This is a genomic window from Eubacterium ramulus (genome assembly GCF_003122485.1).
GTDB lineage: Bacteria > Bacillota > Clostridia > Lachnospirales > Lachnospiraceae > Eubacterium_I > Eubacterium_I ramulus_A.
The window spans coordinates 1-18,306 of the sequence record NZ_JRFU01000055.1; the positions used below are offsets into that span (position 1 = coordinate 1).

The following is an 18,306-nucleotide window of genomic DNA, read 5'->3' on the forward strand; positions in this document are numbered from 1 at the left end:
CGCTGACCAGAATCACGCACCAAGTCTCACGTGCGTTCGACTTGAACAGTATAATCCATAGCGTTTGCTATCCTATGATGAATAAACGGATGCATAGGCTGCAAACACGATTTGAAATCAATTGCACACCCGAGTTTAGCACTAAAGGAAGATGTGTTCAAGTCCCTATTTGGTCACTAGTGCATCCGCCGAAATTCCAATGGTGTCATGCCAGTCGCTTTTTTGAACATGGAAATAAAATGACTGGTATCGGAAAAACCAGTCATACTGGCAATGTCCTGAACCTTCAGGTATGTGTTGACCAGTAAAAGTTCCTTTGCTTTATTGATGCGGTGCATGGTCAGATATTCGTACACTGAGCAGGAGAAAAAGCGTCGGAATAGACGTGAAAGGTACTGTGGCGACACGAATACTTTTTGACTTAATGCCTGTGCAGTCAGATCTGTGGCAAAGTTTGTTTCTATTTCCTGCACAACGGGTACAATATATCTCTGATAGAGTGGATCCTGCATATGAGCCGGTCCATTGACGCAGTCTGTAAAGTTTAGCAGAAGGTTGTAGCAGTTGAGAGACAGAAATTTGCTGTCCTGCTGACCGTGTGCAGCAATCTCATCTACGCAGGTGGCAATCTGAGCGGCAATCTGCTGTCCTTGTTCTTTTTCTATCCAGATTACACTTCTATTTTGCAGCATGGCAGGAATACTTGCTTCTAATGTCCCTGTAAAGGTTGCAAAAGCGTTGATCCATAGATCAGATTTCTTTTTGTAGGAGTGCGGAATGGAAGGCGCGATCAGAAAACCTTCATTTTCCCGCAGTTCGTAAATTTTCCCCTGTATTTCAATCTGCCCGCAACCGGATTCTGTCTGTAGATAATGATAATGCGGATAGCCTTCCGGACGGCAGGTTCCCCCTTCAATCCAATGATTTCCGATGGAGTCAAACATGAATGGAGCACTTACTGGCGTATTTCTAAAGTAGATTGGCATAATAACCTCCACTTGTTTCAAAATGTTATATTTTTTAGCGAAACATATTATACACCTATAGCGTAAAATCTGCTATACTAAAAATACTTAATGTAGTAGAGAGCACGATTTATCAGGAGGAGGAAATAATGAAACAGTTTGATTATGCAATGGTAAAAGATCCGGAGTATTTCCACGATGGCCGTCTGGATGCACATTCTGATCATGTGTATTATGCATCGGAAGAGGAAGTGTGGGATAAAGAGACTTCTTATCGTGAGTCATTAAACGGACTCTGGAAATTCCAGTATGCGAGAAATTATGAGAGTGCGATTCCGGGATTTGAAGCAGAAGATTACAATTGCAAAGACTGGGAAGACATCTATGTACCGGCACATATTCAGATGGAGGGATATGATGCACCACAGTATGCAAATGTGCAGTATCCGTGGGAAGGACATGAGGATATTCATCCGGGCGAGATTCCGACACACTTTAACCCGACGGCAAGTTATGTAAAATATTTTACCGTTCCGGATCAGATGAAGGGAAAACGTTTATTTATCTCCTTCCAGGGAGCAGAAAGCGGACTGGCTCTGTGGCTGAATGGAAAATTTGTAGGATACAGCGAGGATTCTTTTACACCGTCTGAATTTGAACTGACCGAGTATGTAAAAGAAGGCGAAAACAAACTGGCAGCGCAGGTATACAAATGGACCGCAAGCAGCTGGTGTGAGGATCAGGATTTCTATCGTTTCTCCGGTATTTACAGAGATGTATATCTCTATACCGTTCCGGAAGTACATGTAAATGACCTGCGTATCCGTGCAATTCCGGAAGAATCTCTGCAGACCGCAGATTTGGAACTGGTGACAAAGACTTGGGGCAGTGGAAAACTGAAAGTGGTTCTTTCCAAAGATGGTGAAACCATTCTGGAGGACGAAAAAGAGATTTCCGGTGAAGATACATTTTCATGGAAAATTGACGCTCCGGCACTCTGGAGCGCAGAAGATCCGCAGTTATATGATCTGGGACTGACCGTATCCGATGCAAATGGAAATGTGCAGGAGATCATTCCACAGAAAGTCGGCTTCCGTCGTTTTGAAATGAAAGACGGCATCATGACATTGAACGGAAAACGTATCGTATTCAAAGGTGTAAATCGTCATGAGTTCAGTTCTGTCAGCGGTCGTCACGTATCCGAGGAGGAGCTGCGCAAAGATCTGACAACCATGAAATTAAACAATATCAATGCCATTCGTACCTGCCATTATCCGGATATGTCTAAAATCTACGAGCTGTGCGATGAGTTTGGTCTGTACATGATCGACGAGACAAACCTGGAATCCCACGGTTCCTGGGATGTGGCAGAGATGACAAAAGACTTTACCTACACCGTTCCACACAACAAACCGGAATGGCTGGAAATGATGTTGGATCGTGCAAATTCCATGTATCAGCGCGACAAAAACCATCCGGCAATTCTGATCTGGTCCTGTGGAAATGAGTCCTTCGGCGGAAAAGATATTTTTGAAATGTCACAGTTATTCCGCAGAGAGGATCCGACCCGTCTGGTTCATTACGAAGGTCTGTTCCATGACCGCAGCTACAATGACACCAGCGATATGGAAAGCCAGATGTATCCATCTGTTGAGTCCATCAAAGAGTTCCTTGCAAAAGATGACAGCAAACCGTTCATCTGCTGTGAGTACACACATGCTATGGGAAATTCCTGCGGTGCAATGCATAAATATACTGATCTGACCGATACAGAGCCAAAATATCAGGGCGGATTTATCTGGGATTACATCGACCAGTCTATTTACAAAAAAGACCGTTACGGCAAAGAGTTCCAGGCATACGGCGGCGATTTTGGCGAGCGTCCGACAGACTACAACTTCAGCGGAAACGGTATTGCATACGGCGGTGACCGCGAGGCTTCTCCGAAGATGCAGGAAGTAAAATTCAACTATCAGAACATTACTGCGAAAGTAAGCGAAGATAAAGTAACCGTCATCAACAAGAACCTGTTTGTAAATACAGATATTTACAGTGCAAAAGTAACACTGGCAAAAGATGGAAAAGTTGTTTGTACAAAACCGCTGGCAACTGCAGTTGCACCGTTAAGCGAAGAAACCTATGATCTTCCGATTGCAAAACAGGAGCGTCCGGGCGAATATACCGTAACCGTATCCTTCCATCTGAAAGCTGATACAGTATGGGCAAAAGCAGGACATGAAGTAGCGTTTGGTCAGTATGTATACCAGGTAGAAAAAGCACCGGTTGCATGCACAGAGGAAATCGAGGTTATCCGCAGCACACACAATATCGGTATCCGCGGAGCTCATTTTGAAGTGTTATTCTCTGCATTAAATGGTGGTCTGGTATCTTATAAATATGCAGGTCGTGAGATGATCGAGTCCATTCCGAAGCCAAACTTCTGGCGTGCACCGATCGACAACGATTGTGGAAATCTGATGCAGATGCGTTATGCACAGTGGAAAATTGCAAGTATGTATCTGAACCACAAAGATTACCGTGATGGTATTTATGTGGGCGGACATCAGCCGCAGCTTGAGGTAAAAGAACATTCTGCAGTGGTATCTTATACTTATGTAATGCCGACTACACCGATGGCAGAGTGCCATATTTCCTATGAAGTATTTGGTGATGGACGTGTAAAAACAACACTTACTTATGATCCGGTCAAAGAACTGGGCGATATGCCGGAGTTTGGCGTAATGTTCAAGTTCAATGCAGATTATGATCATGTAGAATGGTACGGACTGGGCGAGGCTGAGACTTACGCAGACCGTAAACATGGTGCAAAACTTGGTATTTACAAAAACATGGTAGCTGACAATATGGCTCATTACATGGTTCCACAGGAGTGTGGTGCAAAAGAAGAAGTACGTTGGGCGAAAGTAACAGACCGCAAGGGACGCGGAATGTTATTTGAGATGGATCCGGAAAATGGTCCGATGATGTTCTCTGCACTTCCGTATACACCACATGAAATGGAAAATGCAATGCATCCGTATGAGCTTCCGGAGGTTCATTATACGGTAGTACGTGCGGCGAAAGGTCAGATGGGTATTGCAGGTGATGACAGCTGGGGTGCACGGATTCATGAGGAATATTTGCTCAAAGTCGATGAAAAAATGACATTTAGTTTCGTGTTTAAAGGGTTATAAAAATTTACGGTAAAATGAATCAACGGTAAGTTTTGAAAAAATTTACGGTAAAGTGAATCAACGATAGGTTATGAAAAAGGTCTCCGACAATTTTGTCTTCGCGGCTAACAATCGCACGCTAAGAAAAAATTGCCGGAGACCTTTCTTCTACGTTACAAAGCTATTCGAATGTTGATTGTTAAAAATACAAATAATAAAATTGAAAAATAATGTAACGTTTTTGATCCCATGAGGTCTAATTAGTAGAAAACAAAATCATGATGAAGTTTTTTGGGGGGTGAATATAGATGAGTGAGCATGAAATCAGTCAGGATATCCTGATCGCAGAGTATGAAGCGGTATATTATTATGTGTTATCACTTTGTCATAATTCATCTGAAGCAGAAGATATTACACAGGAAACTTTTTGCCGGGCGTTGTATAAAAAGACGGAGTTCAAGGGGAATTCCAGTATTTATACGTGGTTGTGTGCCATTGCCAGAAATATCTGGTTGAAGAAGATTAAAAAAGAGAAACGCAATGTGTCGGATGAGGTTCTTTTCAGGGAATTGGAGTGGAACGGTGAGACAGTTGAGTCAATGATCATAAATCAGGAGACGCTGAAATCCATTCACAAAATTCTTCATACAATGGATGAACCGTATAAAGAAGTGTTTTCCCTGCGAACGTTTGGCGAGCTCCCATTTCGGGATATTGCAGATTTATTTGAAAAGTCAGAGAGCTGGGCGAGGGTTGTGTATTATCGGGCAAAACAAAAAATATTAGATCAATGGAAGAAAGAAGGTGGATTTTAGTGTCTGAAAAGAATAACAGGAATCAAATTTCCTGTGATATGGTTCAGGATTTGCTGCCGCTGTATCAGGATGGACTTGTTCGCGATAAGACAAAAGATGCAGTGTGCCAGCATTTAGAACAGTGTTCCGCATGTAGACATGTATATGAGCAGTTGAAAATGCCTGTCGCTTTAGAAAAAAATGAGACAGAACAAAGTGCTGACCGGTTTCAGGCTATGGTAAAAAAGAACCGGAAAATTGTGAAAAATAGAATAGCTGTTGGTTGTGTGATTTCGGTAGTAGCTACATGTGTTTTCTGTTTTATTGTATTATGTGTACCTGTGATTCCTTCAAATGAAAGTAATATGAGAGTGAAAGACATATATTGCATGGAAGAGGGTGGAGTTCAAAAAGTATTTGTATATTGTCAGTGGCCCGACAGCAGGAGAAGCGCAATTTACAGACCTTCATTTGTACTGAATGAAGATGGTTCTGCAACGATGAAGACTGCAAAAGAGTATAAACTTACCATAGCGGACAAAGTGAGCGGTCGTGCGGAAACCTATAATAATGAATTTTATGGAAGTGCATATGTGGAATTGGATACTCCGTGTAAAAGCATTATTTATGATGGAAAACAGATATGGTCGGAAGAGGACTATAACAGAGAAATACCGGAATATGTCTATGATTAGGTTGAAGATGAATAACCAGTAAGTTATAATAGTGGCATAGAATACAGAGGTTTCTAAGGAGATGTGGCTAGTATGATTGGATTTAGCATTATGACATGGTTCATTGCGGTAATTATGATAGGTTTGAGTATTTCCCTGCTGAAAGGAAATTATACTTTTGTTCATGGTAACGTATTCGATAGAACAAAAGATAAGGCAGGGTATGCTAAAAAATTAGGAAAGCCTGTCTTGTTACTTGCAGTTGGAATTGCCATTTCTGGAGTGCTTGCAGTTGCATTGCCGCAGGAATATGCTATGACGATTGTAATCATCTTTTTATTATTAGTGGTGGCAGTAACGATCGGTCTGTTTTACAGAGTGGATAAGTATTTTCGTAAATCCTTGTTGGAATAAAAATTGAAATATATTACGACTCTTTTCTGCCAACAGGCGGATGTAATCCCCCACAGTCAGATCTGTTCGGAACTGGATTATGCATCGGGGTATCACTGGTGCTGGGAATTGTTCTGTCCTGCGCTTACAGTTATAAAACGCGGCACAACGGAAGTTTTGTCCGGACGCTTGCCATTTTACCGGCAGCCAATCCACACTTGATGGTTTTAGAAATACAGGTACAACGGTAAATGAAGATATAAATCCCGCAAGTATGGAACAGTACCATGCGTTATCAGAAAGTGTGGCAGATGAAATTTTGGAAAAAAACCGCTTATATATGCAGTGATATTTGGTGTGGTGCTGATGGGATGTAATACCTATGCATTGCCTGATAAATAGAAAAACATTGTTTCAATCTCAATTTGCTGTTAAAATAGGTAAAAATAATGACGAAAAAATTACGAGGTATGAAATGATAAAATTTACAGATGTTTCCTTCGGTTTTCCGCAGAAGGATTTATATAATGAAATTTGTTTTGAAATTGTCGCGGGTGACCATGCGGCACTCATCGGCAGTAACGGCACAGGAAAGAGCACACTGATCGACATGATTATCCACACGGATGAGTATTTATACGATGGCAAAATTGAAAAAGACGAAGCAGTGCGCATTGGTTATATTCCACAGTTTGTAAAGCATGAGACAGAGGACATTTCTGCTTTTGATTTTCTGGCAAAACCTTTTGTTGAACTTCAGCAGAAATCAGAAGCAATCTGCGCGGAGATGGAGAACGCAGAAGATATGGACGAGGTATACGGCCGTTATCAGAAAGTGCTGGACGAGATGGATGCCATTGACGCGTATAATTATGATTCCAATATTCGAAAAGAACTTGCGATTGCAGGGATGACTGCTCTGGAAGATACATCCGTGAAGAAAATTTCCGGTGGTGAATTTAAGCTTCTGGCTATCATCAAAAGCATGCTCTTAAAGCCGCAGCTTCTGATCATGGATGAGCCGGACGTATTCCTTGATTTTGAAAATATTATCGGTCTTTCCAAACTGATCAATAATTATGAGGGAACCATTATTGCGATTTCTCATAACCGACTGCTTTTAAGCCAGTGTTTCAATAAGATTTTACATCTGGAAAACATGGAACTGCAGGAATTCCCGGGTACGTTTGCAGAATACAATCAGGCAATGCTGGAGACAAAAGTCCAGATGGCAGAGCAGGCGACTAAGGATGCGGAGTGGATCGCAGTGCAGGAAAAACTCATTGAGAAGATTCGTGCAGAGGCAACTTATATTGATAATCCAGCAAAAGGAAGACAGCTGAAAGCCCGTGTATCCTATCTGGAGCGGCTGCAGGCAAGACAGTGTAAAAATCCGTTTATCGAAAATCATGGATATGATTTTACATTCCCGGAGGTGGAACGTCCGGAGGATTTTGATCCGGAAAATGCACCGGTTGTAATTTCAGTAAAAGATTATGCCCTTTCCTTTGATCGTGAATTATTGAAAAATGTTTCCTTTGATATCAAGGCAGGGGAGAAGGTAGCTATTGTTGGTGCCAATGGAACCGGAAAATCCAGCATGTTGAAGGATATTTACGAAAGCATGAAATCAGATGCTGACCGTATCGGATATTACACACAGATTTTTGATGATGATCCGGAGCAGCTTTCCGGTGGCGAGCGAAACATCAAACAGCTTAGAGCACTGTGCGAATCAGATGCAGAAATCTTGTTTTTAGATGAGCCGTCCAGTCATCTGGATACTTATGCGCAGATTGCCCTTGAAAAAGCAATCAAAGAGTATAAGGGAACGGTACTCATGGTAACACACGATTTTTATACCGTTGCAAACTGCGCAGATCGAATCTTACTGCTGGAGAATGGTACGGTTCGTGAGCAGAGCGGAAGAGCCTATCGCAAGAGTATTTATAAGAAATATTTTGAAAGTGATATTTTTGAGGCAGAGCGTATTCGTGTGGAGCGGGAAGTCAGAATTAATGCGTTGCTCAGAGATGGTAAGTGGAAAGAAGCAAAGAACGTATTGTAGGATAAAAATTCCGGTTTCATGCAATAGTGTGAAACCGGAATTTTTTATTTGATAGGGATTTTTAGCAGATAAGTTGATGGATATGAATGAAAAATATGCATCAACTTATTTTTTTGTTACATTTTGGCTATAGAAAACAAATACATAAGTGACAGAATAAATATTGTTGGAAAGTAAAAAATTACAGGATATGGATAATTTTTAAAACTTTTTCTTTTGTGTCAATCGGTAAAGGTTTTAGCGCAGTAAGAATTTCCTGCTCTAAAGGAGTATCTGCGGAAATATATTCGCTAGAGATAACGTAATCCACGGTTGTGTTAAGTGCATTGCAGATTTGTACTAAGGTAGAGAGAGAAATTTTTACACGATTGTTCTCAATATTGCTGATATGACTGGTATTTACATCTGCCATATGTGCAATATATTCCTGTGTTAATCCTTTTTCTAACCGTAATTCTTTTATTTTTTTCCCGATTTTTTCAAAATCTAATTCTCTCATAGCAATGTCTCTCCACAAAATGTTAGTTAAATTTGTTAAAAAGATATATTGCCCTAATTATAATATTTTTATAGCTATAGTATAATAATGTGTAGATATAAAAATATTAGTAATACAAAAAGCGTTGGAGATTTTTTGTGTTAATAGAGCTGAAGGAGGTAAACGCGATAAACTGAGGTAAAAAAGAAAGAGTGACAATGTAAACAGCAACATTATTTTAGTTATCAAAAATAAAGAATGGGCGGTAAAGTCATTGAAATTTGAAACAAAAGATAAATGTGAGGAGTAGAGATATGTTAAAGAAAATGATGAGTATAGTATTGGCAGGCACATTATGTTTCAGTATGTGTGCTTGTGGCAGCAGCAGTGATTATTCGGAATCAAGTGTCAGTGAATCAGCAGATCAGGGAATGAAGACCATTTCGTTAGAAAATGAAAATGTATTAGCTGTCAAAGAAGCAGTAAACAGTCATTATCCCGGAGATATTACTTATGGCGATGCATTTGAAGAATTTTTTACAGATCCATCCTGGAAATATTTTAAGGGAAGTCAGGAAGGACCGGATGATGATGGCGATGGTGAGCCGGATTATACCATTGATGACATTGATGTTGTTGAATTTACAGGTGGATGCACGTATCAGGATGTTGAGGTGACAGCACTAATTCAGTTTACATTGGATAAAGAAGAAGGGACTTTTGAGGCTGTTTACTTATCTTTTAATGATGTTCCACAGTCTACATTGATGTTGGGGGGATTGCTTAGCACCGTTTTTGAAAGTTATATGGAAGCACATAATATTCAGTCAGATGATAGTGCTGATACAGACATGTCCACAGACAATGCTGATTCAGACAATTATGATTCAGACAATTATGATTCATCTGATTATACGGTGTCATCAGATGATTATGATTACGAGGCATTGACGTATGCCGGTTCTTACAGCGGTTATGGTGGATATACAATCAACTTTAGTGCATATACATCTGTAGACAGTGATGAAATCGGTGTGGCTGAAATTTATTATAATGGTGAATTTGAAAGTAGACAGAATGTTTACCTTTGTGATGATCCTGGTGACTGGGATCCTTCCATTTATGATGCATTTTATGTAATTCATATGGATGGTTATGATGAGTATCTGGGATTCTATGAAGATGATGGCACGATCATACTTGATTACGATGGAAATGCCCATAATCTAGATACTTTGGAAATGACAGAACATTACGAATCATAGCAAATGGTAACATGTATGTAGTGCAGATATAAGATGGAGGATAAGATATGAAGTGTAAAAAATGCGGAGCAGAGACAAAAGAAGGCAGTAAGTTTTGCATGGTCTGTGGTGCAAAAATTGAGGAAACAGAAAAGAATAATTCTGGTGGAGAAGGGGGTTCAACGTCAGAGAATCATGGTGAAAAGAAAAATGGTAATAAAGTACTGGAAAAAATCGGAAAGATAATAACCGGAGTATTATCTCTTATTTCTGTGATCATGTTAATAGGTGCTTTCTTTGGGGCTTTTGATAAAAATCCTGTCCCATTTATAGTTTTTATGGCAGTCGTATTGTTTTTTGGATGGTTGGAAGATAAATTCCCTAAAATTCCGATTATCGTGATTGCAGTTTTGGAAATCATTATGTTAATCGTTTGTTTTAATGTAGCAGGAAATGCCAGTGCGGTCGCTTCTGTAAAAGGAGGACATCCTTACGATTACCCGACCATAACTTATGAAGATGCATTTGAGGATTATTTCTCTGATCCTGCCTGGAAGAATGTAGGTGACGATGAAGATGGAAATGACGTAGTAAAATTTACCGGAAAGTGTTATTACCACGATGAAATAGCAAATGTTGAAGTTAAATTTACATTACATAAGGATGAGGACAGTTTTGATGTATCTTCTGTGAAAATTAATGGAGAGGATATGGGAGCATTGAGGAATGTATTGATAGTGGATGTTTTTGATGAGTATGAACAAAGTCATTAATTACAAAGGATAAAGGAGAATAGGCTGATGTGTATTAAATGAAAAATATGCATCAGCTTATTTTTTATACATTATATTGCGGGAAGAATATATAGAGCGTAAGGCTATCATAATACAAGAAGGTACAGGATAAAACAATCTGAAGAAAAATATGTCAGATTAATTTATGCTGTACCGTCTTTTAATTTGCACGAAAAACAAAAAATCAAGAGCATGTAAATTTACGAATAACACATTGGCATTATTTATATCAGATGGGAGATGACTCCCACCTCTATAGGGACGCCACTGAAAAAGTGGTCGTAAAATCATATATCTGATATAATTAAGGTATCATAATTGTCGGAGGTTGAAATGTTATCATCCCAACTTAAACTTGGCCTTAGTTATTATTCAGATTTATATGACATGATTGTTCCAAAAGATCATATTCTAAGAAAAATCAGGGAATTGGTCGATTTTTCTTTTATATATGATGAATTAAAAAATAAATATTGCCTTGATAATGGACGTAATGCAAAAAACCCTATATTGCTATTTAAATATCTGCTTTTAAAATATCTTTATAACCTTTCTGATAATGGTGTTGTTGAAAGATCACGATATGATATGTCTTTTAAATATTTTCTGGAATTAACGCCAGAAGAAGAGGTTATCCATCCTAGTCTTTTAACCAAATTCAGAAAGCAGCGTTTAAAAGATGAAAATATACTTGATCTGCTCATAAATAAAAGTGTAGAACTTGCCATAAATCAAGGTGTTTTAAAAAGCAATACTATAATTGTTGACTCAACTCATACAGAAGCCCGTTATCATAAAACTACTCAGAGAGAAATGTTGAAAAAAGCCTCTACTTCTTTAAAAGCAGCTTTAAAAGATTCTGATAAAGACATTTATCTGCCAGATGAACCTGAAAAACGAGCTTCTTTAGATGAGTATAATGAATACTGTCATGAATTATTAAACACAGTTCAGGAAAGTCCGTATTCAGAACTGCCAACGATTAAAGAAGAATCTTCTATGTTATCCGAAATTTTGGATAATCAGATTGATTGTTATGATCAATCCATTGACCCGGATGCCCGGATTGGCCATAAAACGGTCAATTCTTCTTTTTACGGATACAAAACTCATTTGGCCATGACAGATGAACGGATTATCACAGCAGCAACAATCACATCCGGCGAAGCATTTGATGGTCAGGAACTTCCAGTACTGGTTCAAAAAAGTAAAGTAGCAGGTGCAACCGTTAATGAAGTAATAGCAGATACCGCATATTCCACACTGGAAAATTTAAAAGACGCACAAAGCAATGACTATAAATTAATTTCAAAGCTTAACCCGAGCATCATAAAAGGGACTCGTTCAGAGGACGGCTTTATCTTTAATAAAGATGCGGATACCATGCAGTGCCCAGCGGGGCATTTGGCTATAAAATATCGAATTGACAAACGTAGTAATCAGAAAAAGAATACACGTATCAAATATTTTTTCGATATTAATAAATGCCATGTCTGTCCTTATCGTAATGGCTGCTATAAAGAAAATGCAAAAACCAAAACGTATAGTATCACTATTAAATCGGATTATCATAAAAATCAAGAAGCGTTTCAAAAAACACAATATTTCAAGGAACGTTTCAAAACCCGCTATATGATAGAGGCAAAAAATAGTGAATTAAAAAATATACACGGATATAGTCGTTGTGATGCTGCTGGACTATCAAACATGCAACTTCAAGGAGCAGTATCAATATTTGCAGTCAATTTAAAACGAATTTTAAAACTAAAGGGAGAAGTCTGCCCAAATGAGGAAGAATAGGAAAATTCATCTCTCAAAAGGGTAGATTTTGCATCCCTCAAAACACTATTTTAGCAATATTTTATTATCAAGGAACATTTTTTCACATATTTGACGCCCTGCGATACTAAACTTACCACTTTTTCAGTGGCGTCCTATAGGTGGTGAGAAACAAGCTAGTATCAGTGGTGGGAGCCAATCCCCCATCTGATATAGCCTCCGGCAGGATTACAGAGGTGCGCAGTTGAAGTATGTCATGCAATTGCATGACGCGCACCTCGCAACAAGAATGCCGGAGCATTCTTGAATTTACAAAAGTTGCATGGAGAACAACTCAAAAAGCAAGTTTTATGGAATGCACTTGTGGCAACTGCAAGAAAACGTGGAACATTGGAGCAGATAAACTCTGGGGATAGAAGAGAAATATTTGATGAAATAGAAATAAGTTCTGTTATGGAAAATTTATGGAAAACATATCAAAAAAATTATTCTTACGCTGCTGATATTTCATGGCATACAATTATGAAATCAATTTGTACATTATATGGAAGTATGTTAAAATGAAAGAAATTAAGTTAAAAGGGGAATAAGAAATATCCTTACAAGAGTATTCGGAATTTCTATAAAATATGAAGCAGGGAATCATCAGGATTCTTTGCCTGTTTATATTGCAAGGAGTTATGATTTTCACACAGCATATATTGGAAACAGACGTTGTATAATGCTTACTCCGACAGAAGAACTTGCCACACTTCCGGCATTGAAAAAGCAAAAGCATATTTGACGACTCCTTTCAGAGGATAACAGTGCTGACGATAGTTCCATTGTTTTATCTTTTGGAGATACAAACGATGAGAGAATTGAAGAAGCAGTACTCTGATATTAATTCAAGAATGCCTCGGCATTCTTGCTGCGAGGTGCGCGTCATGCAATTGCATGACATACTTCTACTGCGCACCTCTGCAATCCTGCCGGAGGCTATATCAGCTGGGGGATTGACTCCCCCACTGATACAAGCTTGTTTCTCATCATCTATAGAGGTGGGAGTCATCTCCCAGCTGATATATATAGTTAATAAAGAGAGGTGCATATGCTATGCCAGGTATACTCGTGGTTGAAGATGATGAAAATTTAAATCGTGGAATTACATTCTCACTGAAAAAATCCGGATATGAGGTTTTTTCAGCAGAATCAATGAAAAAAGCGAAAAGAATTGCAAGTGATAATAATGTGGATGTTACCATTTGTGATGTGAATCTTCCGGATGGGAATGGACTGGAATTTGTAAGGTGGATGAGATGCAATTATAATACATACATTATTTGTCTTACAGCACTAGATCAGGAGATGGATCAGGTCATGGGATATGAAGCAGGGGCAGATGATTATATTACAAAGCCGTTTAGTCTTTCGGTACTTCTTTTGAAAATAGAAGCACATTTCCGCCGCAGACAGGAGAAAACGGAAGCCGGAAAGATGATTTCGGGAGATATCGTATTTATCGCAGGAGAAATGAAAGTCCTGATAAAGAGTCGTGAAATCAGTCTGACAAAAACGGAGTTGAAAATGCTGACTTTTTTTCTTCAGAATCCGAAACAGATTCTTTCAAAAACACAAATATTGGAAAATGTGTTTGATCTGGAAGGGGATTTTGTGGATGAAAATACAATCGCTGTCAATATCAGAAGACTCCGTGAGAAAATCGAAGACAATCCGGCTGCACCGGTCTATATAAAGAATATCAGAGGTCTTGGGTATATATGGAATCAGGAGGTAAGGCAGTGACAAAGAGATATCGCAAGAAGATTACAGTAGTGCTCTCCTTGGTATTACCTGTCATATTATTGTTTGCAATATTAAATTGCTTTACCACGTATGTGTTTTATGAAGATTATAAATATAAAATGAATCTTATGACAGAAATTGCAGCAAAGGAAAAATTTTCCGGGCTGGATGCTGTTTCGGAATTGCTTAAGGATAAGGATATTGAAACCAACGAACAGGGAAGGCGATTATTGGAGCAATATGGATACTGGGGAAATAAAGGGAATGTGTTTTATTCGCAATTCCGGCATCAGGTTATGGTGACCGGTGCTGTAAGCACTGTGATATGCGTGCTTCTTTTGATTATTTTATTTTATTGGAAGAAGACAGAAGATGCGTGTCATCAGAAAATTTTAGACCAGTTAGAAGAAATTCTGATCAGATTCCGTGAAAATAAATTTGATGATTTACTGAAAACGGAAAATCACGCTGAACTGGAAAAATTGAATGACCAGCTTGAAGCAATCGGACATCATATTCAGTTGCTAAAGGAAGAAGCACGGGAAGAAAAAGAGAGCACGAAAGAAATGGTTTCTGATATCTCTCACCAGTTAAAGACACCGGTTGCAGCTTTGGATACATGTTTTAGTGTGCTGATGCAGAATGACTTAAGTGCCACAGAACAGGAGGAGTTTCGTATTCGTTGTCGGAGTGCTCTGGATGGACTGGAAACATTATTGCAGTCGCTTCTTGAAATATCCAAGATGGAAACCGGACTGATTCAGATTAATAAGAAAAAACTTCCGCTTATGGATACTGTCATATCTGCTGTGAACCGTACTTATCCAAAAGCGGATGAGAAAGAAATTGAATTCGTTTTTGACTATGCAAAAGAGCTGGAAACATGCATGGTTGTGCAGGATAAAAGGTGGCTTGGTGAAGCTTTTATCAACATTCTGGATAATGCGGTCAAGTACAGTCCGGGTGGTTCAAAAATATTTATCCGGTTACAAAAAAGAAACGATCTTGTAAGAATGGAAATTGAGGATCAGGGAATCGGTATTCCGCAGAATGAGTATCACAAAATTTTTCAACGATTTTACAGAGGAAGTTCCAGGGAGGTCAGGGAAGAGAGTGGCACGGGAATCGGACTTTTTCTATCGAGAGAAATTATCGAAAAACACGGAGGTATGATCACGGTAATCTCCGGCAAAAAGAAAAAAGGAAGCACGTTTGTGATTCAATTACCATATGTTGGTTAAATTTTAATTGGGCAGAAATCTTACAATTCTGTAAGATTTCTGCCCAATTTTTGAAAGTGAAATGAAAGATTATATTGCTACAATCAGCATGTAGGTTGAAAAATGATATATAAACAGGCAAAGAAAGTGTGCTGAAAAGGTACGCTTTACAGAATTGAAAAGGAGGCAACACATGAGTGTGATATTAGAAACCAGGCAGCTTTGTAAGTTTTATGGTGCAGGTGAGAATCAGGTCAAAGCGGTCAATCAGGTGGACATTCAGATTGAGCAGGGAGAATTTGTCGCAATTGTTGGAAAGTCAGGTTCTGGTAAAAGTACATTACTTCATATGCTTGGAGGGCTAGACACCCCGACAAAAGGCAGTGTTACTTTAGCAGGGAAAGATTTATACAGGATGAAGGAAGATGCCCTTGCTGTTTTCCGCAGAAGAAAAATCGGATTTGTTTTTCAGGCATTTAATCTGGTTTCATCTGTTAATGTCTGGGAAAATATTGTACTGCCACTGGGGCTGGATGGAAGAAAAGTGGATGAAGCGTATGTAAATGATATTATTGCAACTCTGGGGATTGAAAACCGGATTTATAATCTGCCAAATCAGTTATCCGGAGGACAGCAGCAGAGAGTAGCAATTGCAAGAGCACTGGTGAATCGTCCGGAAATTATATTTGCGGATGAGCCGACAGGCAATCTTGATTCTAAGACCAGTGATGAGGTAATCGCTCTGCTTAAGATGACAGCAAAAAAATATGGACAGACAATTGTAATGATTACCCATGATGACGAAATTGCACAGGTCGCTGACCGTATTCTGGTGATTGAGGACGGACAGGTGGTGGATTTCAGATGAAGACAATAAGCAGGATTGCATATAGCAATGACAAAAGGAACAGGACAAGAAGTATACTGATCATGATGGCAATCTGTCTGGCCACGATGCTGCTTGTTATCATCAGTACTGTGGGAAATGGGGTAATTCATTTACAGAAAAGTCAGGCGGCAGGATCATATGGAAGCAATTATGGTCTGTTTGTTTCCGCAGACGGATCGCAGTTAAAAGAAGTAAACCGCCGTGCGGAAATAGATGCTACAGGCACTATGTGCACCGAAGGTATCATAAAAGGCAATGAAAAAGGCGGGTTTGTCTGTATGGATGAGACTGCAAGAAAAATGCTTCCTTATAATAAAGAATATGAGTTGAAGGAAGGAAAGTATCCGGAAAAAATGCAGGAAATTGCCGCAGGAAGAGCATTTTTTCGTGCAATGGGGTATGGTGATGTAAAGATCGGAGATACGGTTACACTGGATTACCGCGCAGGGATGCAGTCAGAATATAAGCCGGAAGAATTTGTTGTCAGCGGAATCCTATATGATCGGGATGAGTATACCATCGAGGCATCTTATGTTGCTTTCGGGTCACAGGAGTTTTATGATGAGCACGTCGCAGAGAATGACAGACAGTATAATATTTATTTTACTTTAAACGATTCTGCAAATGTATCTATGAATAATATTGATTCGGTTATAAAGCAGATTGCAGCAGCTTGTGGGATCGAAGAAAAAAACGTTATAGTCAATGATCTCTATTTGCAATGGGTCTTGCAGCCGAGTTATGAAACGATTGCGGTATGCGGGGTTTTGATTCTTGCAATTGTACTTTTCTCTGTTGTGGTCATTTATAATATTTTTCAGGTCGGTATTGCCAACAAGATACAGGAGTATGGAAAAATCAAGGCTCTGGGAGCAACAAAAAAGCAGATGAAACAACTGATCTTCAGAGAGGGCATTTTTTTGACAATTTTTTCAATACCGGTTGGATTGCTTCTGGGCTTTCTGATTGCAAAATGCGGTTTTAACTGGCTGGTAGAACAGGGGAATCTTGTATCAACCGGAACTGACTCTATGGGAGTCCAAAATCAGCAGGTGTCACTGTTTTCCCTGCCTGTTATGCTTCTATGTATTTTCGTATCATTTCTTACCGTTGCTTTGGCACTGCATAAACCAATGAAAATTGTTTCACGGATTTCACCTATCGAAGCAACACGGTATTTAGAAAATGCAGAAACACACAAAAAAGGAAAACGAAATGGAAGAAAAAATGTCACCGTGTTTTCTATGGCAATGGCAAATGTAATGGGTAACCAAAAAAGAACCATTGGTACCATCCTCACACTGGGGCTTTCCTGCGCATTGCTTGTGATTATTTCTAATTATGTGGGAAATATTGACACGGAGCATGAAGCACGTCTTTCCGTTAATCATGGACAATTTGAACTGCAGCTTGACTATTCTGCTGAGTATGATGAAAGATATCCGGAGAATAATCTGGATACGATTCTGACGGATGATCCATTGAATGATTCGCTGATTGAAGAAATCAAAAGCATTCCGGGAGTGACAGATGTCATGACGAGAGAGATTGTCTCTGTAAATCTGAACGGAACAAGATTTCCGGCTGCTGTTGTGAGTAAAAAGGATTTTGATTTTATGCGCCAGGACGGGGATATTGGCTCTATGGACTATGATCAGGCGGTAAAGAATGGTGAAATTTTCTTTGGTTGGTCGATGTGGATGGAACAAGATGGATATGCTCCGGGTGAATCCATTGCATTTGACTTTGAGAATGGAAGTGGAACCTATACCTATCAGGGAAAGATTGCAGGATCCTTTGTAAGTGCGGACACTTACCTTGTCATTCCGGAAGGCGTATACCGTTCCATGAATCCGAGAGGAACAGCCTATGGCTATCTGTGGGTGGACTGTGACAAAAAAGATGTGGCATCTGTGGAGCAAAATCTGAATACATTGATTTCTAATACTTCGCATATAAAAATGGATACTTATCATGCGCAGTTACAATCTGCAGAATTCTCAGCTCGCACGATGAAGCTTGGCTGTTATCTGTTTATTGCGGTTGTAGG

Annotated in this window: 15 protein-coding genes; 13 read left to right on the forward strand and 2 right to left on the reverse strand. The window is 39.3% G+C overall.

The window, feature by feature from the left end; all coding sequences use genetic code 11:
* Positions 1-176 precede the first annotated feature (176 nt).
* A complete protein-coding gene (locus tag LG34_RS05155; RefSeq protein ID WP_109215134.1) occupies positions 177-986 on the reverse strand; it encodes a helix-turn-helix domain-containing protein in 810 nt (269 codons plus the stop codon).
* Between the two features lie 128 nt (positions 987-1,114).
* Between LG34_RS05155 and LG34_RS05160 the strand changes: the two genes are divergently transcribed.
* The 5 genes from LG34_RS05160 (at position 1,115) to LG34_RS05180 (ending at position 8,067) form a co-directional block, all read left to right on the forward strand.
* Entirely contained in the window at positions 1,115-4,159 is a 3,045-nt protein-coding gene (locus LG34_RS05160; RefSeq protein ID WP_109215135.1) for a glycoside hydrolase family 2 TIM barrel-domain containing protein, read from the forward strand.
* Between the two features lie 287 nt (positions 4,160-4,446).
* Positions 4,447-4,953 carry an RNA polymerase sigma factor gene (locus tag LG34_RS05165; protein WP_109215136.1) on the forward strand — a complete coding sequence of 169 codons (507 nt, stop codon included), beginning with the start codon at positions 4,447-4,449 and terminating at the stop codon, positions 4,951-4,953.
* Entirely contained in the window at positions 4,953-5,627 is a 675-nt protein-coding gene (locus LG34_RS05170) for a zf-HC2 domain-containing protein (protein ID WP_207657021.1), read from the forward strand. Before LG34_RS05165 ends, LG34_RS05170 begins: the two co-directional genes overlap by 1 nt.
* A gap of 72 nt (positions 5,628-5,699) precedes the next feature.
* Positions 5,700-6,020, forward strand: coding sequence for a hypothetical protein (locus LG34_RS05175; protein ID WP_109215138.1), 321 nt, complete (start codon positions 5,700-5,702; stop codon positions 6,018-6,020).
* A 454-nt stretch (positions 6,021-6,474) separates the two neighbouring features.
* Positions 6,475-8,067 carry an ATP-binding cassette domain-containing protein gene (locus LG34_RS05180; protein WP_109215139.1) on the forward strand — a complete coding sequence of 531 codons (1,593 nt, stop codon included), beginning with the start codon at positions 6,475-6,477 and terminating at the stop codon, positions 8,065-8,067.
* 181 nt (positions 8,068-8,248) lie between these two features.
* Here the strand turns inward: LG34_RS05180 and LG34_RS05185 are convergent, their stop codons facing one another.
* Positions 8,249-8,566, reverse strand: coding sequence for a helix-turn-helix domain-containing protein (locus LG34_RS05185; protein WP_109215140.1), 318 nt, complete (start codon positions 8,564-8,566; stop codon positions 8,249-8,251).
* Between the two features lie 293 nt (positions 8,567-8,859).
* Here LG34_RS05185 and LG34_RS05190 point away from each other — a divergent pair, with 293 nt between their 5' ends.
* The 8 genes from LG34_RS05190 to LG34_RS05230 form a co-directional block, all read left to right on the forward strand.
* The gene (locus tag LG34_RS05190) at positions 8,860-9,810 is read left to right on the forward strand and encodes a hypothetical protein (RefSeq protein ID WP_109215141.1); all 951 of its coding nucleotides are present in this window, start codon (positions 8,860-8,862) and stop codon (positions 9,808-9,810) included.
* Positions 9,811-9,857: 47 nt separating this feature from the next.
* Positions 9,858-10,562 (forward strand): zinc-ribbon domain-containing protein, encoded by a 705-nt coding sequence (locus LG34_RS05195; protein WP_109215142.1) that lies wholly within the window; start codon positions 9,858-9,860, stop codon positions 10,560-10,562.
* A gap of 354 nt (positions 10,563-10,916) precedes the next feature.
* On the forward strand, positions 10,917-12,383 hold the full coding sequence (locus LG34_RS05200) for an IS1182 family transposase (protein ID WP_109215143.1): 1,467 nt from the start codon (positions 10,917-10,919) through the stop codon (positions 12,381-12,383).
* A gap of 282 nt (positions 12,384-12,665) precedes the next feature.
* Positions 12,666-12,926, forward strand: a complete 261-nt coding sequence (locus tag LG34_RS05205) for a hypothetical protein (protein WP_242979805.1) — start codon at positions 12,666-12,668, stop codon at positions 12,924-12,926.
* 531 nt (positions 12,927-13,457) lie between these two features.
* Positions 13,458-14,147 carry a response regulator transcription factor gene (locus tag LG34_RS05215; protein WP_005427500.1) on the forward strand — a complete coding sequence of 230 codons (690 nt, stop codon included), beginning with the start codon at positions 13,458-13,460 and terminating at the stop codon, positions 14,145-14,147.
* Complete coding sequence (locus tag LG34_RS05220; RefSeq protein WP_109215144.1) at positions 14,123-15,388, forward strand: sensor histidine kinase; 1,266 nt, start codon at positions 14,123-14,125, stop codon at positions 15,386-15,388. The genes LG34_RS05215 and LG34_RS05220 overlap by 25 nt, the downstream gene beginning before the upstream one ends.
* Before the next feature lie 172 nt (positions 15,389-15,560).
* On the forward strand, positions 15,561-16,235 hold the full coding sequence (locus tag LG34_RS05225; protein WP_008368866.1) for an ABC transporter ATP-binding protein: 675 nt from the start codon (positions 15,561-15,563) through the stop codon (positions 16,233-16,235).
* The coding region (locus LG34_RS05230; RefSeq protein WP_109215145.1) for an ABC transporter permease at positions 16,232-18,306 on the forward strand (2,075 nt) is incomplete at its 3' end. The genes LG34_RS05225 and LG34_RS05230, both read left to right, overlap by 4 nt.